The organism is Nostoc sp. C117 (assembly GCF_043099735.1).
GTDB lineage: Bacteria > Cyanobacteriota > Cyanobacteriia > Cyanobacteriales > Nostocaceae > Nostoc.
Window position 1 is genome coordinate 3,802,552 of sequence record NZ_CP170991.1, and the last position, 23,315, is coordinate 3,825,866.

Annotated in this window: 21 protein-coding genes, 1 tRNA gene and 1 pseudogene; 10 read left to right on the top strand and 13 right to left on the bottom strand. The window is 41.7% G+C overall.

Translation table 11 applies throughout. From position 1 onward, the window contains the following. Positions 1–3 precede the first annotated feature (3 nt). A complete protein-coding gene (locus ACFG4S_RS16355; RefSeq protein WP_392535787.1) occupies positions 4–2,289 on the top strand; it encodes a response regulator in 2,286 nt (761 codons plus the stop codon). Positions 2,290–2,898: 609 nt separating this feature from the next. On the opposite strand, the gene ACFG4S_RS16360 is transcribed toward ACFG4S_RS16355, so the two are convergent. Next, the gene (locus ACFG4S_RS16360) at positions 2,899–4,239 is read right to left on the bottom strand and encodes a glycosyltransferase family 39 protein (RefSeq protein WP_392535996.1); all 1,341 of its coding nucleotides are present in this window, start codon (positions 4,237–4,239) and stop codon (positions 2,899–2,901) included. Between the two features lie 93 nt (positions 4,240–4,332). Next, a pseudogene (locus ACFG4S_RS16365) lies at positions 4,333–5,247 on the bottom strand (polyprenol monophosphomannose synthase); the annotation flags it as partial. A 364-nt stretch (positions 5,248–5,611) separates the two neighbouring features. Here ACFG4S_RS16365 and ACFG4S_RS16370 point away from each other — a divergent pair. After that, entirely contained in the window at positions 5,612–5,806 is a 195-nt protein-coding gene (locus ACFG4S_RS16370; RefSeq protein ID WP_392535788.1) for a hypothetical protein, read from the top strand. Between the two features lie 89 nt (positions 5,807–5,895). On the opposite strand, the gene ychF is transcribed toward ACFG4S_RS16370, so the two are convergent. The 3 genes from ychF to yidD form a co-directional block, all read right to left on the bottom strand. Then, complete coding sequence (ychF, locus tag ACFG4S_RS16375) at positions 5,896–6,987, bottom strand: redox-regulated ATPase YchF (protein ID WP_392535789.1); 1,092 nt, start codon at positions 6,985–6,987, stop codon at positions 5,896–5,898. 38 nt (positions 6,988–7,025) lie between these two features. After that, on the bottom strand, positions 7,026–7,253 hold the full coding sequence (locus ACFG4S_RS16380; protein ID WP_392535790.1) for a hypothetical protein: 228 nt from the start codon (positions 7,251–7,253) through the stop codon (positions 7,026–7,028). Between the two features lie 114 nt (positions 7,254–7,367). Then, the gene (gene yidD / locus ACFG4S_RS16385) at positions 7,368–7,610 is read right to left on the bottom strand and encodes a membrane protein insertion efficiency factor YidD (RefSeq protein WP_392535791.1); all 243 of its coding nucleotides are present in this window, start codon (positions 7,608–7,610) and stop codon (positions 7,368–7,370) included. Between the two features lie 61 nt (positions 7,611–7,671). On the opposite strand from yidD, the gene ACFG4S_RS16390 reads away from it, so the two are divergent. Beyond that, complete coding sequence (locus tag ACFG4S_RS16390; protein WP_392535792.1) at positions 7,672–8,388, top strand: diacylglycerol/polyprenol kinase family protein; 717 nt, start codon at positions 7,672–7,674, stop codon at positions 8,386–8,388. Positions 8,389–8,493: 105 nt separating this feature from the next. Here ACFG4S_RS16390 and ACFG4S_RS16395 read toward each other — a convergent pair whose 3' ends face one another. Then, entirely contained in the window at positions 8,494–9,393 is a 900-nt protein-coding gene (locus ACFG4S_RS16395) for an alpha/beta fold hydrolase (RefSeq protein ID WP_392535793.1), read from the bottom strand. 724 nt (positions 9,394–10,117) lie between these two features. On the opposite strand from ACFG4S_RS16395, the gene ACFG4S_RS16400 reads away from it, so the two are divergent. The 4 genes from ACFG4S_RS16400 to ACFG4S_RS16415 all read left to right on the top strand — a co-directional run bounded on the left by ACFG4S_RS16400 (position 10,118) and on the right by ACFG4S_RS16415 (position 13,260). After that, the gene (locus tag ACFG4S_RS16400; RefSeq protein ID WP_392535794.1) at positions 10,118–10,672 is read left to right on the top strand and encodes a thioredoxin family protein; all 555 of its coding nucleotides are present in this window, start codon (positions 10,118–10,120) and stop codon (positions 10,670–10,672) included. Between the two features lie 71 nt (positions 10,673–10,743). Beyond that, positions 10,744–11,472: a UMP kinase gene (gene pyrH / locus ACFG4S_RS16405; RefSeq protein WP_392535795.1), complete on the top strand. Its 729-nt coding sequence runs from the start codon at positions 10,744–10,746 to the stop codon at positions 11,470–11,472. Beyond that, complete coding sequence (frr, locus tag ACFG4S_RS16410) at positions 11,459–12,007, top strand: ribosome recycling factor (RefSeq protein ID WP_392535796.1); 549 nt, start codon at positions 11,459–11,461, stop codon at positions 12,005–12,007. The genes pyrH and frr overlap by 14 nt, the downstream gene beginning before the upstream one ends. 131 nt (positions 12,008–12,138) lie before the next feature. Continuing rightward, the gene (locus ACFG4S_RS16415; RefSeq protein ID WP_392535997.1) at positions 12,139–13,260 is read left to right on the top strand and encodes a geranylgeranyl reductase family protein; all 1,122 of its coding nucleotides are present in this window, start codon (positions 12,139–12,141) and stop codon (positions 13,258–13,260) included. Positions 13,261–13,655: 395 nt separating this feature from the next. Here ACFG4S_RS16415 and ACFG4S_RS16420 read toward each other — a convergent pair whose 3' ends face one another. Together ACFG4S_RS16420 and ACFG4S_RS16425 are read right to left on the bottom strand one after the other, a co-directional pair. Further along, positions 13,656–14,462, bottom strand: coding sequence for a CPBP family intramembrane glutamic endopeptidase (locus tag ACFG4S_RS16420; RefSeq protein ID WP_392535998.1), 807 nt, complete (start codon positions 14,460–14,462; stop codon positions 13,656–13,658). A 252-nt stretch (positions 14,463–14,714) separates the two neighbouring features. Beyond that, positions 14,715–15,155 carry an AbrB family transcriptional regulator gene (locus tag ACFG4S_RS16425; protein WP_392535797.1) on the bottom strand — a complete coding sequence of 147 codons (441 nt, stop codon included), beginning with the start codon at positions 15,153–15,155 and terminating at the stop codon, positions 14,715–14,717. A gap of 1,442 nt (positions 15,156–16,597) precedes the next feature. Here ACFG4S_RS16425 and ACFG4S_RS16430 point away from each other — a divergent pair. Next, entirely contained in the window at positions 16,598–17,611 is a 1,014-nt protein-coding gene (locus ACFG4S_RS16430; RefSeq protein WP_392535798.1) for a succinate dehydrogenase/fumarate reductase iron-sulfur subunit, read from the top strand. 117 nt (positions 17,612–17,728) lie between these two features. Here the strand turns inward: ACFG4S_RS16430 and ACFG4S_RS16435 are convergent, their stop codons facing one another. The 4 genes from ACFG4S_RS16435 to psbX all read right to left on the bottom strand — a co-directional run bounded on the left by ACFG4S_RS16435 (position 17,729) and on the right by psbX (position 20,410). Then, positions 17,729–18,253: a TolB family protein gene (locus ACFG4S_RS16435; RefSeq protein WP_392535999.1), complete on the bottom strand. Its 525-nt coding sequence runs from the start codon at positions 18,251–18,253 to the stop codon at positions 17,729–17,731. 257 nt (positions 18,254–18,510) lie between these two features. Beyond that, the gene (locus tag ACFG4S_RS16440; protein WP_392535799.1) at positions 18,511–19,071 is read right to left on the bottom strand and encodes a TolB family protein; all 561 of its coding nucleotides are present in this window, start codon (positions 19,069–19,071) and stop codon (positions 18,511–18,513) included. 47 nt (positions 19,072–19,118) lie between these two features. Further along, a complete protein-coding gene (locus tag ACFG4S_RS16445) occupies positions 19,119–20,036 on the bottom strand; it encodes a Ycf66 family protein (RefSeq protein WP_392535800.1) in 918 nt (305 codons plus the stop codon). Between the two features lie 254 nt (positions 20,037–20,290). Next, entirely contained in the window at positions 20,291–20,410 is a 120-nt protein-coding gene (psbX, locus tag ACFG4S_RS16450) for a photosystem II reaction center protein PsbX (RefSeq protein ID WP_392535801.1), read from the bottom strand. 238 nt (positions 20,411–20,648) lie between these two features. On the opposite strand from psbX, the gene ACFG4S_RS16455 reads away from it, so the two are divergent. Then, positions 20,649–20,942, top strand: a complete 294-nt coding sequence (locus ACFG4S_RS16455; RefSeq protein ID WP_392535802.1) for a YggT family protein — start codon at positions 20,649–20,651, stop codon at positions 20,940–20,942. Positions 20,943–21,173: 231 nt separating this feature from the next. Here the strand turns inward: ACFG4S_RS16455 and accC are convergent, their stop codons facing one another. Next, positions 21,174–22,517, bottom strand: a complete 1,344-nt coding sequence (gene accC / locus ACFG4S_RS16460; RefSeq protein WP_392535803.1) for an acetyl-CoA carboxylase biotin carboxylase subunit — start codon at positions 22,515–22,517, stop codon at positions 21,174–21,176. 461 nt (positions 22,518–22,978) lie between these two features. Between accC and ACFG4S_RS16465 the strand changes: the two genes are divergently transcribed. Continuing rightward, positions 22,979–23,061: transfer RNA gene (locus tag ACFG4S_RS16465), tRNA-Leu, on the top strand. Positions 23,062–23,315: the final 254 nt, after the last annotated feature.

Here is a 23,315-nt window from a genome sequence, read left to right on the forward strand (position 1 = left end):
GCAATGGCAGGTGAATATATAAAAGTTTTGTTAGTAGAAGACAACCCTGGTGATGTCTTTTTATTACAGGAGTTTTTAAAGGAAGTAAACACAGTTTTAGTTGAATTGATGCCCGTTGAGCAGCTTTCGCAAGCACTCAAACAGCTAGAAAAAGAAATTTTTGATGTGATTCTGTTAGACCTTTCGCTACCAGATAGTCAGGGGTTGGAAACTTTTATCATCGCTCATCAACAAGCAAAAGCAACTCCAATTATTGTGCTAACAGGTATCAACGATGAAACCCTGGCAACTAGGGCAATGCAAGAAGGAGCGCAAGATTATTTAGTGAAAGGGCAAGTAACTGGTGACTTGCTGGTGCGATCGATGCGTTATGCAATTGAACGTCAACGCGCAGACAACGCACTACGACAGAGTGAAGAACGATTTCGGGTTGCCCTGAAAAACTCTCCCATTTTTGTCTATAACCAAGATCGGGAGTTACGGTACACTTGGGTTTACAATCCTTCCTATGGATTGACAGTTGAGGAAATGTTGGGAAAACAAGATTTGGATCTCATCCCAGCCGAAGATGCTCAACGTCTTACCACTATCAAGCGTCGTGTACTAAATAGTGGTATAGGAATGCGAAAAGAAGTATCAATTACAACTAAAAAAACAACTCGATATTACGATTTAACAATTGAGCCATTGCGGAACGAGTCCCAAGAAATTGTCGGGGTAACTTGTGCCAGTATCGATATTAGCGAACGGCAAGCTGCCTTGCGCGAACACAAATTAGCCCAAGAAAAAATCCGCGAACAAGCAGCATTACTTGATGTCACCACAGATGCTATTTGCGTGCGAGATTTAAACAATGAGATTGTCTTTTGGAATAAAGGTGCAGAGACACTTTATGGCTGGCAAGCTATAGAGGCTTTGGGCAAAAATGCTAGTGAGCTTTTGTATGACGAACCTTCACCAGAAATGGAAGCAGCTCTGTTCCAAGTTATTAGTCAAGGTAAGTGGCAGGGCGAATTAACTCAACTCACTAAAATGAACAAGGAAATCCTCGTTGCTAGTCGCTGGAGCCTGGTGTGCAATCAACAAGGGAAACCCAAATCAATTCTCACAGTTGATACGGATATTACTGAAAAAAAACACTTAGAAGCCCAGTTGTTTCGCGCTCAACGCCTAGAAAGTATTGGTACTTTGGCCAGTGGCATTGCTCACGACCTCAACAATATCCTGACACCAATTTTGGCAGGAGCGCAACTCTTACCGCTCAAATTTCCTGATATAGATGAGCGGACTCGGCATCTACTAGAGATTTTAGAAATTAACGCTAAACGTGGTGCTGATTTAGTCAAACAAGTGCTGTCCTTTGCTCGGGGTGTGGAAGGAAAGCGCATCACTTTGCAACTCAAACATTTAATTGTAGAAGTTGCCAAAATTCTCAAAGAGACATTTCCTAAATCCATAGAAATTAGCACTGATATCTCACAGGATTTGTGGATAGTTTTTGGGGATAGTACCCAGCTTCATCAAGTACTGATGAACCTCTGCGTTAATGCCCGTGATGCAATGCCCAATGGCGGTATTTTAACTATCTCTGCTAAAAATCAGTTGATTGACGAAAATTATGCTCGGATAAACCTAGAAGCCAAACAGGGACCTTACATAGTGATTAGTGTCTGTGATACTGGACAAGGCATTCCTGGAGAAATCTTAGATAGAATTTTTGAGCCATTCTTTACCACAAAAGATGTTGGACAAGGCACAGGATTAGGACTTTCCACCGTGCTAGGAATTATTAAAAGCCACGGAGGTTTTGTAAATGTGTACAGCGAACCGGGAAGTGCTACCAGCTTTAAAGTTTACTTACCAGCCGTTGAGGGAATAGAAACATTCACCCCAGAAGATTTGCCACCACAGAGAGGAAATGGAGAATTAATTCTGGTTGTGGATGATGAAGTAGCCATTCAGGAGATTACGAAAACATCACTGGAGGCTTACAACTACAAAATCCTAGTTGCCAGTGATGGCATTGAAGCGATCGCCCTATATGCTAAAAATATAGACAAAATTAGTGCCGTACTCATGGATGTTATGCTCCCCTCCTTGGATGGTTTAACTGCCATCCGTACCTTGAAAAGAATCAACCCACAAGTCAAAATTATTGCTAGCACTGGATTGATGTCTGACAATAAGCTCACCGCATTAACTAATCTTGGTATCAATACGTTTTTGTCGAAACCATACACTGTCAACGAATTATTGCTCTCTTTGCAGCAAATACTTTCATTATCATAGATAACTCCAAGCTATAAATATCAGGCTTGAAGTTGCTGATTGTTGACTGTTTACCATAACACTACTTCGCCCAAATCTAGGGTAGGTGAACTTATTATTGAAATCGCCTAGATTTACTATCATTGGGCATCTAGTAATACATACCTCTTACAGAGAGTGTGAAGTGGGAGAGCAAAGGGGAACAAGGAAAGAATTTCCCAATATCCTATAAGGTTTTGTCAGGGTCTGTGTGGGAAAAGCTTGAATCATTCGTAAGCTGATGCGCGTCTAAAGTATATAAACACTCTTGATGGTCGTTGACTGTTGACGGGTTTTCAGTCATCAGTCATCAGGTAAATAGACTTCTTGCAGAAGTCGGGAAAAGGGGAAGGGGGAAGGGGAAAAGGTTTTGTATTTTCCTCTTTCCCGTTAACCTTTTCTCTTTTCCCACCTCTTGCAAAAAGCACTTTTGCAAGAGGTCTAATGTACAAATTAAATGTGTAACAGTTTAAACGTTGAGCTTAGTGTTATCTACTGTTTTATTGATATCTACTATGAGCTTTTGAAACTTACAATTGGCAAGGGTTAAAAGCCTCTATTTCCGCATTTACAGGCATCTCGGTTCAATCCCTACTTAGTGTTATTTTTCTCAAACAAGAAAATCTCAATTTTTTGATCGAAACTTTTCTGACTTAGCTGCGTCATTTTTTGGTCAATATCAGATATTGCGAGATTTTGTGGATCTTCAAATTCACGATTCCTAACAACTAACCAAATTCTACTAAATCTTTGAACAATATTGAGTAATTCACTCCTTTTTATTTCGGTTACTTTTGTGCTTGGTAGTCGTGGGATGTTAAAACTCCATCGCCGCAACCCATACTGAGTTACTTCCCGTTTAGGTGAATGGAAGTAATATTGAAATGCTGAGTCTATCGTGCTTGGAAATAGTAGAATCGTATCCTTTGGCTGTACAAGAGATTGGACGTAAAAACCAACTTCATTCCAAGGCTCTTTTTTACTATATTTATAGTATTTGCTTGTAAAGAAAAGCTGAATAATTATTAGAATAGCAATAGATATAGCTATTAATGACCTCTTGCGAAAATACAGTATACCAGCAGCAACTAATACAAAAAAAGGTATAGTTGTCCATAAGAAAATTTTAGTTATAAAAATTGAACGTTTAAAACTGATTAGAAATCCTAATAAGATAGTACCAATACTGAGAGTAACTGTTAATCCTGATTTGGTTGGCTGATGTCGCCAATACAAAATTCCTAATACTGCTAAACCCGAAATAAGTAGCAAATAATATTCAGAACCATAAAGGCTAATGAGGGTTGTAAAAAAAATTTGAATTGTCGGATAAGGAATCCAAAAATCACTCAGAGTAACTGCTGTCTGCTGTATTATTTTTGGAATCCACCAAGACCAGATTAGTATCCAAATGACATTGGCAACACTCCAGTTTAAAAAAAATTTCTTACTAAAACAGCCTTTTGTTGCCCACCAAACAAGAACAACAACATTAGCCAATATAGGTAGGAGTACTGCTGTGTTGTGGCAGTAAAGAGCAATAGAAACACCAATTATATACGCAATCCATGCTAAATCGGATGTCAAATTATTCCAGTAAGCTTGTGTACTAAAAGAATTACGACGCAAGGTATTAATTAACCCTTGACCAATCAGTACAGTAGGTTTATGTGGAAGTGTCAGAAGATATGCTAAGCCCCAGATTGATAATGTTGCAGCCGCAGTCAGGAGCGCATATCCTCGTGCCTCTTGACTGTATTGAATATTAATCCTTGAAGTTGCTAGTAGTGCAGAGGCGACCAATCCAAGCCAATGACCCCCTAATACCCGACCTAGCCCGTATAAAAGTGGGATATTTATTGTACCAACAATAGCGGAGAGAGAGCGTAAAGCTGCCTCAGACTGTCCAAAGACTAGCCAGAGTTTTTGCAGTGTATAGTAAAGCGGTGGGTTTGTTTCCCTTACTGCTTCTTCACCCCAAAGCTGGGAGAGCGGTAACTGTGCAAACCTCCAAGTAGCTGCTTCATCAACCCAAAGGGGTTCTTTTCCAAGCTCGTGGAAGCGAAGCAACGCACCCAAAATGGTTATAGCAATAAGTGGAAGGTAAGAATTAATAGCGTTACTAACTCTTATCAGCCGCCCTGTCGAGAGTCGCAAACGTATTAAGTGATGTATATAATCTACGTATTGCTTCCAAGTTACTTTACTTTCACCTTCTTTTCGTTCGCAGAACACATAACTTGCTTCTGCAATCTGGTTTACCTTACCCCGCCCAATTACTTCCAACAGAATTTTGTATCCTACAGGATTGAAGGTGACGTTTGCGATTGAGTTGCGACGCACCAGAAAAGAACCACTCATCGGATCGGAAACGCGACTCAAAACCTCTGGAAGGATAATTAATCCCAATAATTGTGCGCCACGAGACAAAAAACGCCTGGCAAAACTCCAACTACTCACGCCGCCACCTTCTACATGACGGCTGGCTACTGCTAAATCTGCTCCATTTTGAATTTCACGCAAAAGTTCTTGCAGCATATGAGGTGGATGCTGCAAATCTCCATCAATTACCCCTAAAATACTTCCCCTTGCTACCTGCCATCCTCGAATCACAGCAGTAGACAATCCTCGCTCATGCTGACGGCGCATTACTCGTAATTGCGGATATTCTGCTATCAAAGATAGTGCAACTTCCCAAGTACGATCTGGACTATCATCGTCTACTACAATTAGCTCGTAATTTCCTGGGATAAACTCGTCTAGTGTTTGACTTAATCTAGTGATAACATTCTTGATATTGTCACTTTCTTTATAAGTAGGAATAACCAAAGAAAATTGGATGACTTGACCAATACCACTGACACTAGTAGCCGGCAAATCAGAAATTTGTAAATCACCGAATGGTACTTCTAATAATGAATTATTTTGACTTCTGATCATTGAGTCAAGTTTGGTGAATATAAAGATTCCTTTAAGAAGGTAACTTTTCTACTCACACCTAATTCATTATCTGGTTAATCTTTATAAAGTTTTCATATATTTTTACATCATCTATAAAATAGTTGCAATTAAGTCTAAAAGCCTCTAAAAATAAGCATTTTATAAATTAGTTAAGAATTGTTAAGGAATTAATTACAATAATTTAGGCAATTATTAAGTATATTTTACCTACAAATGTAAATATTAATTTTAAAGTTTCTATATAGTTGAGATATATATACTTTACATTTTCACAATAACGTGCATCTGCCAGTAATTACAGATATGATTGTGTCGTTTCGGTACTAAGTTAGATAACAAGTAAGTGCAATTTGCTTTAGGTGCTTCCAAGGATGCTAAACTGCGATCGCGCAAGCAAGTAGGTTATAAAACTTTTAATATTGATGTAATTTCCATCTCAGCTATGTTGCAGCACTTTGGATTCCTTTGGAACAACGGTAAGCCCAAAAGACTTCTTATACTGTGTGCGTATAATGGGCTAATGCTTGATATAGCCTAAGTTATTTAGGGCGATTATGGCGATCGCAATTCAGTGTAGGTGTAGGTTGACCATTATCCCATCGATAACGGCAACCCATTAGTTACACCCTACACATTAAATCGGAATAACATCACATCCGCTTCTTGCACAATATACTCTTTACCTTCACTGCGAACCAACCCTTTCTCCTTCGCAGCATTCATCGAACCAGTTGTTACCAAGTCTTTATAGGCGACTGTTTCGGCGCGGATAAATCCCCGCTCAAAATCACTGTGGATTACACCAGCGGCTTGAGGTGCAGACATTCCGGCATTAATAGTCCAAGCGCGAGTTTCTTTTGGACCGCAGGTAAAATATGTCCGCAAGCCTAAAAGACTGTAAGTAGCCCGAATCAATGACTTCAAACCGCCTTCCTCCACACCCAAAGATGCGAGAAAATCAGCTTTATCTGACTCTGGTAATTCTACTAATTCAGCTTCAACTTGAGCCGAAACTATGACAACTTGAGCATTTTCTGTTGCCGCAATTTGCCGCACTGTTTCCACAAAATGATTCCCAGTTGCCAACTCATCCTCAGATACATTGGCAGCGTAGATAATCGGTTTATAAGTTAGCAGTTCCAGTCCTTTAATAATCTCTGCTTCTTCTTCATTTAAGCTCACCTGACGCACCGATTTACCTTCATTTAGAGCCGCAGCTAATTTTTCTAAAACTGAGACTTCAAACTGTGCATCTTTGCTGGTACGAGCTTGTTTACGAGTGCGGTCAATTCGCCGCTCAATTTGTGATAAATCTGATAAACCCAACTCTATATTAATGATTTCAATATCTCGCGCTGGGTCAACAGAACCAGCAACGTGGATAATATCGTCATTTTCAAAACAACGTACCACATGGACGATCGCATCAACTTCCCGGATGTGGGACAGGAATTGATTACCTAGTCCCTCACCCTGACTTGCACCTTTAACTAAACCGGCAATATCCACAAATTCAACCCGCGCCGGGATGATTTGCGCTGAACTGGCAATCTTAGCAAGAACATTTAACCGTTCATCCGGTACTGCGACAACGCCGACATTCGGTTCAATCGTGCAAAAAGGGAAGTTAGCTGCTTCTGCTTTGGCATTAGCAACGACAGCATTAAATAAAGTAGATTTTCCGACGTTGGGAAGTCCGACAATTCCGGCTCTTAGCATTTTGGATTTTGGATTTTGGATTATATTACCAAGGTAATTCAAACAGGTTCCGGTATGGTTTGGGGAATTGGTGCTGGAACTGTTTGAGGAATGGGAGCAGGTACTGTTTCTGGTACTGGTCCCGGTAAGGGTTGAGGAATCGCTGGACCCGGTACAGGTTCCGGACTCGGTAGCGGATTACGTTCAGGATTGGGGCTAGGTAGGGGGTTTGGACTAGGAGTAGGAATTTGTGGTTCTGGAATAGAAATTGCAGTGGGATTAATCATGGTAAATCTAAATTAAATTATTTAACCTTCCCAACCTAGATGACAACCTCAACTGTTGACATCTCCCCACAAGACTATGCCGACGAACACTTCTCATAGCTTAGGCATTGGGCATTAGTTATTTCCCCTCTGCTTTTTTGCCTTTGATACTGGCACTGGATCGTAACCACCGGGATGAAACGGATGACAGCGTAAAATCCGCAAAGTTGCCATCCAGCTACCACGCAATACTCCAAATCGTTCAATGGCTTCAATAGCATACATCGAACAAGTTGGTTGAAAACGACAACTTGGGGGAAACAAGGGCGAGATAAACATTCGGTAGCCCTGAATTACCCAAATTAATAATAGTTTCATGAGAGTTACCTAAATCTTATAAATTAGTAATAGAGGTAAAAATTTCCATATTGTTGTATCTTTGTTGATTATATTTTCTGACTTCACCTCAATTCCGGTTTTATGGCTACAAATTGCGTTGGCTGCAATTTGGGTGTTATTCATCCTCCTAATTGCATCGGTGGTAAAACGCTTTGGTAATGACGAGCCAGAAATCATCCGCAAAATAGTTCATATTGGCACTGGTAATGTGATTCTACTCGCTTGGTGGCTAGATATTCCCCCTAGCGTCGGCATTGCGGCCTCAATTTTAGCAAGTATAATCACCTTATTATCCTACCAATTTCCCATTCTTCCTGGTATTAATAGCGTCGGGCGGCAAAGTTTAGGGACGTTTTTTTACTCTCTCAGTTTCGGTATTTTAGTCGCCTGGTTCTGGTACTTAGAACAACCTCAATACGCAGTACTAGGAATTTTGATTATGACTTGGGGAGATGGATTAGCAGCCTTAATTGGGAAGCGCTTTGGTACACATAAGTATAAAGTCTTTGGGACAGAAAAAAGTTGGGAAGGCTCCCTGACTATGATGTTTGTTAGCTATCTCATCAGCAGTTTGATTTTATTTGGCACTCAAGGAAACAGTTGGCAAATTTGGGCAGTATCACTGTTAGTTGCATTGATCGCTACTGCTTTAGAGGCTGTTTCATTTTTGGGTATTGACAATTTGACAGTTCCTTTGAGTAGTGCAGCGCTTGCCTTCTTCTTAAGTCAGTTACTACAGGTTCCCATAAGTTCATAGCAAATTAAATTTGGCAAAACTTTATATCCCTTGGCGTTGAAAAAAGTAATGTTTTAAAACGCAGACAGTTTGATGGAAATTATGTCTCTAATTTTGCCGAGTCTATTACCGCGATCGCTCCAAAATCCAATCGAGTAAAATCGGATTGACTAACTCCGGCGCTTCATCCTGCGGACAATGCCCTACTCCCTCTAAAGGAATAAACTTTTCTACTTGGGGAAAATTAGCTAATTCTCTCCCTAATTTAATTGGTTCCCACGGGTCGTCTGTTCCCCACAAGATAATCGCCGGACAGTCTAGCAGTGGTAAAAGGTCTTCTGGTAGTGGCCCTGTAGAATAAGAAGTAAAGGCTAGAAACACAGCAGCAGCACCCAGATCGCTGGCTGGCGCTGTGAGAATATCTACCAACTCATCTGTCACCATTTCAGGATTTGAGTATGCTTGCAGCAGAATTTTCCTCACTGTTTTTGGTTTGGCGAGTTGATTGAAAAAGAAATCGCCAACTGGTTTGATAGATAACAGGCGTTGCAGCACAGGCGCTCCGAAACGACGAGACCAAGGTAAAGTTACCCGTTTGCGATCGTGCAACAATCGTAAAGAACAATTGAGCAAAGCAACTCCTAAAGCAATATTTGGCTTGCTGACTGCTGCTTGCATGGCTACAATACAGCCAATAGAATTTCCAACTAAAAAAGCTGGCTCACCCACTACTTCGCGGCAAAAATCTGCTAATTGCTCTCCCCAGGTTTCTAGTGTGTAGGTAATTTGTTCGCCAGGTTTAGGTTTGGCTGAACCACCAAAACCAATCAAATCGATCGCATAAACACGGCAATTTTCTGCTAATACAGGAATATTTTTTCGCCAATGCCACCAAGAAGCCCCAAATCCATGCACCAGAACAACAGCTGGCCCAGTGGTTCCTTGACTTTGATAGCAGATAGGGAAACCTTGCCAAATCCAAGTTTTTGTAGAGGTAAGTGCTGTTTTTGAACTTGAGGTTGTCATGGGGAAATTTGATGAACACAATGGTAAAAGACTTTCAGCAGCCACATTGAGCAAAACTGTTTTGATTTTGCGTAAAATTTATCAGATTTTAAAACTAATTGATTTACTCTGGTGATAACTTAGACATACACCACGAAAGCTTCTAAGCATCCAACACTAGCATTATGCCAATAGTCTTATCTCGTACAGGGAGTTTTCATCTTGTTGATAAAAGCGATCGACTCACAAATTAGATTATCTCAGTATTATGAACCACAAATTCCTTGATGTGACTCACATTCTCGCTATATTGGCACAGATTTATAGTATTTTTGCTATTCTTGAGCTTTGATATCTATGCCAACAAGGATACTTTACACAAGTCAATCGGCACAATTCAAGCTCACTGGCTAAGACTGTCATTGTTTATTGGCAAGGGTTTTAAGCCTATTTAGGTTTCGTAACATAATTTGATTTCTTTGCACCGACTTACTTGTAGTAATGTTGCCTATTATTACGAAGAAAATATACAGTCATCAGATATGCAAAAACTTTCCAGATGCCATTATCGAGGTGATGGAGTTAACATCAGTTTTAGATTCAGTAGTTTTACAATTTACGATCGCCAATCCAAGTTTCTAAAATTGTTGAACATGAGGCATCGGCTAAGGGGTGGTTTGCAACTGGAAACTGACGCTGAATTTAACAATATTTTTCTTGTTCCTAGTTCTGCGAGCCAGAAAAGATGAATATATTAGAAGCAATTGATACTCCTATTGGGAGTTACGCACCAGATTTTGAACTGCCAGGAATTGATGGTCAAGTACACCATCTCAGGCGTTATCTTGAGAAGTTCCGTGCAGTCGCCGTCGTTTTTATATGTAACCACTGTCCTTATGTAGAGTGGTATTTAGACAGACTTAAAAACCTTCAAGCCGAATTTGCCCCAGAAAGCTTCACCCTAATTGGTATGAATGGCAGTAATGAGCATCACGAATCAGGCTTAAACTTTGAAAATATGAAAGCTTTTGCCCAGCGTCACCAGTTGAACTTCCCTTACTTGTGGGACCCAACTCAAGATGTGACCCGCAGTTTTGGGGCTACGAAAACACCAATGGCTTTTTTAATAGATAGTACTGGTGTAGTACGCTATAAAGGTCAAATCGACAATCATCCCCAAGACCCATCATCCCTGGGAGAAGATTATTTAAGAACTGCGATCGCCTCTTTGTTTCAAGGGCAAGAAATACAAATACCACAAACAGAACCAATCGGTACTACATTGATTTGGCGTAACTAGACATAGATAGTCCCTGTACCTGTTATCTTAAATTGGAGGCAATTGCAACTTTTTTGATAAAGCGTAACTTCATGGGAACGAATTACCGACGGGTTTTACTCAAACTGAGCGGTGAAGCCTTAATGGGCAACATGGGCTATGGCATTGATCCAGAAGTGGTCAAAGGAATAGGCCAAGAGATAGCAGAGGTAATAGCCACTGGGACTCAAATTGCTATTGTTGTTGGCGGCGGCAATATTTTTCGTGGCGTCAAAGCAGCGTCAGCGGGGATGGACAGGGCAACCGCTGACTACATAGGCATGATTGCCACGGTAATGAATGCCATGACGCTACAAGATTCGCTGGAGCAGATAGGAGTGCAGACGCGGGTGCAAAGTGCCATCGCCATGCAAGAATTAGCGGAACCGTATATCCGTCGTCGTGCCATCCGTCATCTTGAAAAAGGTCGGGTGGTAATTTTTGGTGCTGGTTCTGGAAATCCCTTCTTTACTACAGATACAACTGCGGCATTAAGAGCCGCAGAAATTGATGCCGAAGTGATTTTTAAAGCGACCAAGGTAGATGGAGTGTACGATGCCGATCCCCATATTTATCCTGACGCCAAGCGTTACAACAGCCTCACTTACGCGCATGTTTTGGCTCAAGATTTGCGGGTAATGGATAGTACTGCGATCGCCTTGTGTAAAGAAAACAATATTCCCATTTTAGTATTTGACTTAACGGTAAGAGGTAACATTCACCGAGCAGTCATGGGAGAATCCATAGGCACTCTTGTGGGAGGTTCTTGTGAAATTAGCTGAAGCTGAGAGTACGATGCAAAAAACCGTTGAGTCAACTCAACGAGCTTTTAACACGATTCGCACTGGTCGCGCCAATGCGAGTTTATTAGATAAAGTCTTAGTGGACTATTACGGTTCGCCTACATCCCTAAAATCACTGGCAAATATTAGCACGCCAGATGCCTCGACAATTCTGATTCAACCTTACGACCGCAGCAGTTTAAACATCATCGAGAAAGCAATTTCTCTTTCAGATGTGGGTTTAACCCCCAGCAACGATGGTACCGTAATTCGCCTGAATATTCCGCCCTTAACAAGCGATCGCCGGAAAGAATTCGTCAAAATGGCTGCTAAGTATGCTGAAGAGGGACGTGTTGCTATTCGTAATATTCGTCGTGATGTTATAGACTCGATTCGCAAACAGGAAAAAAACACCGAAATTTCTGAAGATGAAGCACGGGATCTGCAAGACGAACTACAAAAACTGACAAATAAGCATACCGCCAGAATAGACGCACTGTTAGCAGAAAAAGAAAAAGACATCACAACTGTTTAAAGTGTTAACTGTTAACTGTTAACAGTCAACCGTCAACCGTCTTTCGTGTTATCCCATCCCCTTTTAGGGGTGGGATGAGCTTAACAAAATTTAAGTTAGGAAACTTAGGAGAATTGCAACAATTCAGCCATATGTACGACTGCATCATCGTCGGTGCTGGGCCAGCTGGTGGAACAGCTGCATATCATTTAGCCAAACAGGGGCGTTCAGTATTAGTTTTAGAAAAAGAATCGCTACCAAGATATAAACCTTGTGGCGGTGGTGTATCTCCAGCGATCGCTCAATGGTTTGACTTTGACTTTAGCCCAGCGATTTCTTTAAAGGCAAACTCCCTTCGCTTTACCTGGAAATTGGGCGACCCTGTGGAAACGAAAATTGCCACTAAAGAACCAGTCTGGATGGTGCGACGGGATGTTTTTGACCATTTCCTAATCCAGCAAGCCCAAAAACAAGGAGCGCAACTACAAGACAAGACTGAAGTAACTGGTATTGAATTTCAAAGCGACTATTGGCAAGTTAACACAGCCAACGCCCCAGTTACAGGTCGCTACTTAATTGCGGCTGATGGTGCTAAAGGATCGATGGCCAAATGGCTAGGTTTTAAGGAACGTAAACGTCTCCTCACAGGGGCTTTGGAAGCAGAAGTTCCTGGGATTATCGAAAACAACCCCACAATTTATTTTGAGTTTGGCTTGGTCAAAAACGGCTATCTCTGGAATTTTCCCAAAGCTGACGGTTATTCCATAGGTGTCGGGACGTTTATTGGCCGTCAACCCCAGGACTTCAAAAAGATTTTGGATGAGTACGCCAAATCATTAAATTTAGATCTCAAAACCAGTAAGCAATATGGTCATCCCCTATGTATTTGGGATGGGAATCAAAAGCTACACACCCAAAATGCAGTTTTGGCTGGGGAAGCTGCTTGTGTGGTTGATCCTATGACAGCAGAAGGCATTCGCCCTTCAATTTTGAGCGGTTTGCTTGCAGCTGCAACCATTAATGAAGCACTTTCTGGTGACACTAACGCTTTAGAAAAATATAGCGAAGCCATTAATGAACAGTTGGGTACTGAAATGGCTTGGGCGCAAAAATTAGCTGGAGCATTCTATCGATTTTCTAATATTGGCTACAAAGTTGGTGTTAAACACCCCTCTGCTCCTCAACTCATGGGTAAGATTATGTGTGGAGAATTACGCTATGGCGATGTTGTCGATCGCGCCCTCAAGCGTTTAATCCCTGGCTTTGGGAGCTAAATATTTTGGATTGGGTAACTAATCTCCACTACTACCCCACAATAAAAGGGAAAAGGTTAAAGGGGAAAGGGGAAAGGGATGATGATTGTTGCGCCACTTGCAGGCGTTAACGTGTAGCCAGACGAAGTACGGTTTTTACCTTTCCCCCAACCCCAGTCCCCCTTCCCCTTCTTCATAAAAAATCATCTCTTGTGGGGTAGGCATCCTGCCATTGGTGTCAACTTAAGGTTAAAACCCATTTGTCAACGATAGGTTTTGTGAGGAACGAAGTATAAGGGTGAACTTTTTTCTGACTTTTATATGCAAGTTGGGAGTGATGCTAATAAACAAAGCATTAATAGTCCCTGAAAAAGTTCGTTTTTTGTCCCTTTCAAATATTGCACCTGAACGCAAAATTAAAAATATTTAGAGAATAACCAAATAATCGCTCCAGTTCCCACTAGACAAATAATTCCCGCCAAACCAGCTAGAGGTTTTTTGTTCTTACCTGTGAACCAATCAGAGACTTTACCTGTGTAAGTAATTAGTTCTGCTGTGTCTATGGTAGCGATCGCCCATACCCATCCCGCATGAAGTCCCCAAGCTAAACCCAAATTACCACTAGAGACCAAACGTGCTAACACCAACACCATTCCCATCAGCCACAATCCAGGGAGTTGGGGTAAACTTTCGCGTTGCTCCCAAACGAGGTGTAAAAAGGCAAAAATAAAGCTGGAAATTACTGCTGCTAGCCAAACCGGATAATCTTGGGCTAATTCAGTCAACAAAAAACCCCGAAAAATTAACTCTTCTATACCACCAACTAACAACGCTATGAAGAAAATCGGTAGCAAGATGGGTAGTAGTAACTTAATATGCAAGTTTTGAAAAGAACACCAACCTAATCCAAATTGCCCACTAAATACAATAGCTAAGCTCAGCACTCCCAAAGCGAAACCTAGTGCTAAAGATTTTAGAATTGAAAAATTGCTAACGAAGCCGTAATCTAAAAAAGACCTATTGACTAACCAACCAACTCCCCAGAGAATCAGGGGAGCTAACAGGTAAAGTGACACCAATAACGGTGTCTTTTGCTCTGGCTGCAAAGGTTTTGTCGGTTGCCAATTGAGCAATATTGCTAATACTGTTGCCACTGGTAACCAACACCCTACCCAACAAATTAGGAATACCATCACTACAACTAGTGATGGTGCATTTTTCATAAATGCCAGTAAGGCGTTGACCAAAGGTTCAAAAAAGTTTGTCAAACCAAACGAAAAAACACGATAGACTTCTTGCACTATAGATTTCCTGCTGATGAATCAAGACTCTACTAAATTTACTGACTTTTGCAAGGGGTCTGATCGTATTTTTTACTTGGACAAAATCATTGTAAATAGAGCTACTAATTTGCTGTCCGGATAAGGACAAGTTATCAAGCATTTACCCGAAACTTATCCCTACCATCAGCAAATTTACTCTTCGTCTTCCAAATCTTCGTCCGATTCGTCCTCAGAATCTATATCTGGTGAGGTTAGTTTTTTATCACTTTCACCGAGTTGAATCAGATGAATATGCTTGTATCCCAGTCTAATTTCAAACTCATCTCCAGCTTTTAAGCCCATAGCTTTGGTATATGTGGCACCAATCACAATCTGACCATTTTGATGGACACTAACGCGATATGTCGGTTCACGACCACGACCATCTTTTGGTGCTTCTGGACTTAGAGGAATTCCTCTAGCCGATAGCAAAGCATCATAAAAATCGGTGAGATTGACGCGAACCTGGTTATTCTTAGTAACAGTGTAATAGCCGCACTGTTTGGCTCTTTCTCGACGTGGCAAAGTGGAAAGCTCTTTTACTTTAGCAAGTAATGATTTTCCAGTTAATGGCGCGGTTGCAGTTTCACTCATTATGCTCAAATTTTCCTTACTCTCTCCAAACTGATAAACGATGTAGTTTCATGCCAGTATTCCGCTTTTTAGCATTTGCATAAAGCTACTTAGGACTCTAGTGTTACCCGTGAATTGCTGCTGATAGGAGCCAAAAGCACTTCTATTATGGTTGTTCACAACCTATTTAGAGGTTATAGTTGCCAAATAAATTAATTTTAGTGATTTTACGGCACTTTTAACCATTATTCGCCATCAAAAACGAAACCATTTTCTCTTTTGGTGCTACTGTAGCGGTGTAATTTTCAGCCACCTTTACAAATTGGCTAGGTTCTACTACAAATAAGTCGTAGAGCCAATAAATTGCAGATTTTTCACTTTTAGCGCTTGCCTTTCTTGCAAATGAGATAAGTAGAGTTTTCTCTACTCATTCTTTCCAGTTTAGGACAGCATAGTATTTCAATAGAGTCCTATGGGTATACACCCTTTGTCCTGCGAGTAGAGACGCGAATTTTCTTGTCTCTACATTACGAATCAACAAAGCAGTGTTAGCCGCGCTGATACGGCTATTGATTCTGCTTTTGTTACTTCGTAATTTTATATTAAATACTAGCATGGACTAATAATAGCAAAATATTTGTTTAATTTTGAATTAAACTTGCTAGTAAATTTTTATTTAAATTACTGGACTTTAGCAAGGAAAAAGCAGTGAGGATTTTCCTAACCCATGATTGCAAGCGTGAGTATTGCTCTATGACTTTTATAAAAATTTATCTAATTTAGACGAGCAGTTTTGACCAATGAGTGAAATCTCAGATTTTCTTGATTCAGAGGAGGTAAAAAGCAAAAAGTCTCGCATGTAGAGGTTTTCCGGTGCAAGAACTTTTATTGGAAACTGGTGAGGATTTTTCGTTGGTTTATTACCGTCAGGTAAAAAGTGGTCAGAGGATTCTCCACGTCTGTCTATGGGAAGAATAAATCTCTTAATATATGCCTCGCGCTTGATTGTCAGCAGCTATTGAACACCTGCTTTCATACTTCATATATAATCAAAATATTTTACCTTCGGTACTGTTTGATGGATTTTGAGAGCCAGTTGCTCTCACAGAAGCTAACATACATTTAACTTGGATCTTATTGCTAGGTAGGAGATTAACATAAGTCACTCTCTGGGCAAATTACCTTTCCTTGACACTTCCAAAGAGGTAAATTCAATGTAAAGCTGCGATGATAATTTTGGTGTTTTAGCTGAAAGATTGACGTGAATATCGTCTATGACTGTGTTACAACTAAAACTTTAATGGTTAGCCTTAAACTAGAATCAGTAGCTCTTTCATCGTCAGCTTATTAACATCAGGCTTTGAATTAAGGGGAAAAAGAGTATAGCTCACTTTTGGCAACTAGCTGCCTTAACTGATGATTTTCGAGCCAGGTGAAGCAATTTTAAAATTTGGTTAGAAGCAATGGAAGTTATTTTTAAGGTCATTCGACAGCAAAAAAATTCCTCTCCTGTGGCGCAAAGCTATCTTGTGGAGGCTCAAGCAAGTAATACAATTCTAGATTGCCTTAATCATATTAAGTGGGAACAAGATGGAAGTTTGGCATTTCGCAAAAATTGCCGCAATACTATTTGTGGTAGTTGTGCTATGCGAATCAATGGACGTTCGGCTTTAGCTTGTAAGGAAAATGTTGGTAGTGAACTTGCCAGATTACAACAAATAGCATCATCCAAAAGTAAAGTAAATGCCATTCCGGAAATCACGATCGCCCCTCTTGGTAATATGCCTGTGATTAAAGATTTGGTTGTAGATATGAGCAGTTTCTGGAACAATCTAGACTCAGTTGCTCCTTATGTGAGTACCGCAGCAAGACAAATACCAGAAAGAGAGTTTTTGCAAACACCAGAAGAGCGATCGCGCCTCGATCAAACTGGTAACTGTATTATGTGCGGTGCTTGTTACTCGGAATGCAATGCCCGCGAAGTTAATCCAGACTTTGTAGGGCCTCATGCCCTTGCGAAAGCTTATCGTATGTTAGCAGACTCCCGCGATGGCGACACCGAAAATCGTTTAGCAACCTACAACGAAGAGACTAAAGGCGTGTGGGGTTGTACCCGTTGTTTGTACTGCGATTCCGTTTGTCCAATGGAAGTGGCACCACTAGAACAAATCACCAAAATTAAACAAGAAATTCTCACCGAAAAACAAGCTAGTGAGAGTCGCTCAATTCGCCACCGGAAAGTATTGGTTGATTTAGTCAAAGAAGGTGGTTGGATTGATGAACGTCAATTTGGTTTACAAGTAGTCGGTAATTATTTTCGCGATCTCAAAGGATTACTTAGTCTTGCACCTTTAGGGTTACGAATGCTCCTTAGGGGGAAGTTTCCCCTATCATTTGAAGCTTCAGAAGGCACGAAACAGGTGCGATCGCTCATTGAATCTGTGCAACAAGAAGAGGGACTAGGGACTAGGGACTAGGGACTGGGGAAATGAGGGAGTATTGGGGGTGGGGGTTGGGGGTGGGGGTAGTGAGGGGAGTTATAAAAAGCTTCCTATCCTTCCCACACTCCCAATCCACAATCCCCAATCCCATATCTAACGCGGTTCCTGAGGTATATTCAACGGTTGTCCATAACGGTCATATACTAAAACATCCCACTGCCCGTTATTACTGGACTCAAAAGCAATCCTACTACCATCAGCACTAATTGTAGGGTTGCGGACTTCCGCTTGCAGATTAGAAGTAAAATTGCGTGATTGGCGCGTTTCTCGGTCGTAGAGAAAAATAGCCGATCGCCCTTGGCGATTAGCTGCGAATACCACATAACGACCATCTTGGGAAACACTAGGATGATTGGCGATCGTATCAAAGGAATTTAAGCCAGGTAAATCAACCAAATTACTAGTTACCGTATCAAACATATAAACATCTTGGCTACCCCGTCGGTCAGTCACAAAAACGATGTATCTTCCAGATATTTGGGGATCTAATTCTGAAGCAAGACTGTTGAGACTGCGCCCCCCAGGATCAAAAGGATAATTCAAAATCCGAGGGTAGCCAAAACACCCAGTCAATAAACTTAAGCAGATAAATACAGGTATATAAAGAATTCGTTTCATAATAATTGGGCATCCTTTCGACTTACCTCGGCTACTTCGGCTACTTCGGCTTTGTGGTAGTTGAGCGTAGTTGAAACTCAGTACAAGTCCGCTCGGCACGAGTCGCTCAGGGCAAGTGGGCATTGGGCATTGAGAGTGCTGTTACCGGATAGCTAAGGTTTAGCCCATGCTGAGTTAGGAGTTGGTATTATCTCCTCTGCCCCTCTGCTCTCTCATCTCCCCACACTCCCTCATCTTCTCACACTCCCTCATCTCCCCTACGGAGGTGAACCGACAGTTGCACCATTAGGAATATCTAACTCTATATTCGGTCCTCGATCTAGGACTTCAATATCCCACTGACCACGGCTGGCGCTTTCAAAGACAATATAACGTCCATCTGGACTGATATTTGGTTTTCTCACCCAGCCTCGATAGATTGGTGTGAGGATTTGGGATTGTTGCGTAGCGCGATCGTAAAGCGCTACTACCGGTCTACCTTGGTCGCTAGTAATATAAGCAATGTAACGCCCGGTATAACTCAAGCTAGGACTTTCAGCAATAGTTTCCTGACGGTTTATACCTGGTGTAGAAATAAATAGTTGTCTCTCCAAATCGTACACCAGTAGTTGTTGATTACCATTGCGATTAGATACAAACGCTAAAAAGCGCCCATTACCACTCAAAGCAGGTTGCTCTTCGGTGTAGCGACTGTTGAGGGAAGTAGGCCCTATGGGAATATCATTAGAACCACAAGATACAAGCAAACTTGTAAAACCAAAAACCAGGCTCCAATGAATTGGTCTTTGGAGCCAGAATCTAGGCGTAAATTTTTTCACCTCAAATGTTTTCCGTCGCCTCTAAACCTACCTCTACACCAACTGTTTTAAACATCGTCATCAAAATCCGTCGAATTATCTAGCCGCTCATTTGGATTTTCAATTGGATTATATGGTACATATTCAGTTGGGATCGCCTCATCATCTTCACGCGATCTTCGAGGAGCCGAATCAGTGGGTGGACGACGCCTTCTTGGTCTGGGAGCAACATCATCTTCACGGCTTTCTGGTCGCTGGGGTTGGTTATTAGTGCGGCGAGATGGTTTTCTCACTTCCTCACCCGAACTTTCCCAATCATCAACTTCCCTAGATGAAGAACCCCAATTTTCTTCTTCAAAGCTTTCATAAGGACGACTCACAGGACGCCCCGAATTACGCCGCCGCATTCTATCACCGGAACTAGGCCTTTCGTTATTAGTATTACGGCGTTGTGAACTACGGGGAGGTTGATCCTGGTAGTAGTCATCACGAGTTGAAATTTCATCTCTGCTACCGCGAATCCGGGCACGGGGGGGGCGTTCTTCTTCGTCTTCATAAGGCAGGGGCTCTAAATCTGCCTCCATATCAGCTTGATACTTCTTGCGATTGCGGTTCATTGAATAATTTCCGCTGACCTCTCGCTCATCATCCACAATAGGAGTATTGCGCTTAGCTTGCTGAGTAGCTATACTTCGCAGACGAATACTTTCAACTGCAAAAAACACAGTTGTGCCGACTAAAAGCAGTTGACCAAATTGTAAAATCGGGTCTAGCCGCCATCCTTGAAAGACGAGAATAAAGCCGCAGAGCAAACCTACTGCCGCAAAAAAGATATCTTGATCTCGTGACAATTCCGGCCGCACAGTGCGAAGAAAATACAGTGCTGCCCCAGCCACAGCCAGGAAAATTCCTAGAATACTGGCTGAGTTTGCCCCAAAATTTACCTGAGCCAGAACACTGGCTGAGTTCAGCCCAAAATTTATCATTGCTGTTTTCCCAATATCAAATCTATGTTAGCGAGTCACAATTAAAATCACTACTCTAATTAGTCATCATATATTGAAGCTTCAAAGCCTCTGACAAAGAAGCTCTGAAGCTGTTCACCGAAAAATAAGCTCATCCTACCCGTAAAAGGGGACGGGATTTGACGTTAACGTTTCACTGTTGACGGGGAAAATATCAGTCAACAGTCATCAGTTAGACAATCACAACTTATGAGTCTACTTGACTCTCCTAAGCATTATGAACGCTGGATTTTATCTTTTTGGCTAATGAAAATCAGACCAACTGTAGCGGGTACCACAACAATTAAACCACCCCAAAACAGACTCCAAAGAAAATTTGCTAAAGCAGGTGTCATACTTCTCAACCTTTTTTTACAGACTTCATCCTAATTTTAATAGTGTATTACTTTCTTGAGAAGCCTCCAGGGGGAACTGTCAAACTTAGTAATTGCTCTTTCTCAAGTGTGCTGAGTAAATTCAGTGCTGACTTACTCTGTATTGAAATAAAATTGTAATGAGAGTGCTTTACAAAGCTTCAAATTTTTTGGCGATCGCTCAAATGTTTTCTTTATTCACAGATACTTGTTTAAACTGATGAATGGTGTTGACCTGACTGCTTGGATTCTCGGCCCTGTGTTGGGACTAATGACATTTTTATTTATATTTCGCATCATTCTCACTTGGTATCCCCAAGTGAATCTGAATCGTTTGCCCTTTAATTTAATAGCTTGGCCTACTGAGCCATTTTTAATCCCTTTGCGAAAGCTAGTCTCACCAATAGGCGGAGTAGATATTACCCCGATTATTTGGGTTGGTATCTTCAGCCTAGTACGAGAAATTCTTTTAGGCCAGCAAGGATTACTGACTATGCTGGCTCGTGTAAATTAAGGATGGGGCGGGACAAAACAGTTCTGTTAGCGGATAGCTAAGGTTTAGCCCGTGCTGAGTTAAGAGTTTTGTTTATCTCCTTGTCCCCTTGTCTCGCTCATCTCCCTTATCCCCCTCATACTTCGGCTACTTCGGCTTTGCGGTAGTTGAATCTCGACTTCTTCTAACGGAGACGCTACGCGAACGCTCGATTTCCGCGTAGTCGAAACTCAGTACAAGTCTCCCCATCCCCTACCCCTTCATCTCTTGCACAAAACTTGTATAGACATTACCCTCCAAAAACTGTGGAGTTTCCATGATTTTTTGATGAAACCCGATAGTAGTGGGTAATCCCGTAATGGCACATTCCCGTAATGCGCGTTTCATGCGGTTAATAGCAGTGGGTCGGTCTGGTGCCCAAACAATTAATTTGCCAATTAAGGAATCGTAGTAGGGCGGAATTTGGTAATCTGTGTAAACGTGAGAATCAATGCGAACACCAGGACCTCCAGGAGGGAGATAGCCGCTGATCCGTCCAGGAGATGGGCGAAAATCATGATCTGGATCTTCAGCGTTGATGCGGCATTCGATCGCATGACCCCTTAAAATTACTTGGTCTTGGGTAAGCTTGAGTCTTTCGCCTTGAGCAATGCGGATTTGTTCCGCAACCAAGTCTACTCCAGTAATCATCTCTGTTACCGGATGTTCGACTTGAATCCGGGTGTTCATTTCCATAAAGTAAAATTTACCGGATTTATCCAAGAGAAACTCAATAGTACCCGCCCCAGTGTAGTTAATGAATTGGGCAGCTTTCACCGCAGCTTGTCCCATTTTCTCACGGAGTTCTGAATCCAGAGCAGGGCTAGGAGCTTCTTCCAGAAGCTTTTGATTCCGGCGCTGAATTGAGCAATCACGTTCACCTAAGTGGATAACATTGCCGTAGTTATCCGCCAAAATTTGAAATTCAATGTGTCGGGGACGTTCAATAAATTTTTCTATATAAACGCCAGAATTTCCAAAAGCCGCTCCTGCTTCCCCTTGGGCTGCTAGGAAAAGTTTGACAAACTCATCTTCAGAACGGACTAGGCGCATACCCCGTCCACCGCCACCCGCTGTAGCTTTAATCATCACCGGATAGCCGATATCCTTGGCGAATTCTAATCCTTCTTGCTCGGATTCTACCAACCCATTACTACCTGGTACTGTCGGTACTCCAGCTTTGGTCATAGTTTCTTTGGCAGTGGATTTATCCCCCATCAGCCTGATAGCTTCTGGAGTTGGTCCGATAAAGGCAATATCATGGGCGGCACAAATTTCTGCAAATTTAGCATTTTCTGCCAAAAAGCCATAACCTGGATGAATCGCAGTGGCATTGCGCGTCAATGCCGCAGCAATAATATTGGGAATATTCAAATAACTTTTACTGCTAGCAGGTTCGCCAATGCAAACCGCTTCGTCAGCAAGTTGAACGTGGAGAGCGTTACGATCGACAGTAGAGTGAACCGCAACTGTGGCAATTCCCATTTCTTCACAGGCGCGGAGAATGCGAAGGGCGATTTCTCCCCGATTGGCAATTAATATTTTGTCAAACTTCATTTTAGAGTTTCGATATTAGTACCAGTAGATTGACATTTGCTCCCATCTGATTTGCAACAACGCTTTGGCGTTATTTCAAATTATGACAGGAGATTCACAAGCTTTATCTTCAGCACAGTCAAGGATTGGGCTTGCTGCCTCTACGGGTCTTAACTAGACTAGCAACATTGCTGCTGCAAGTCTTGGCCAGTTTCCCGAATTAGTTTTTGGCGATCTCGTATGAGCTTTCTGAGCTTCAAAAGGCATTCTCCTCTCAACGGCATCTTTTATGGCCTAGCGTGTCTCCTACAATAGCTCTACCCTTTTTAATATCACTTATGCATCTGCTACATTTCTGTCAGTCTGATACCGCCTTGAGGAAATTTCTAAAACCCTACACTTAAATTTTTCTAAACTGGAATTCAGAACTCACCTTACTATAATTATTTTCTTATGCTATAGTCTATCTTTAGACAACCTGTGCGGATGTGGCGGAATTGGTATACGCGCACGCTTGAGGTGCGTGTGGGCAATGCCCTTGCGAGTTCGAGTCTCGCCATCCGCATTATTTTAGTCAAGGGTCAATAGTCAAAAGGTCAAAAAACCTGAGACTATTGACCCTAACAATTTTAGATTTTAGAATGTTTTGGTTTATGCCGGACTAACATTCTGCTACGCTAACATCTCTTGTGGGCGACACAAATCCAAAATTTAAAATCTTTGAGCTTCATCCGTTTATTGATGGGGTCAATCCAAAATTTAAAAACCAACATCTGTTGACCCTTAAATCTGAACCTAGCTCTGGTTTTTTATGCTTTT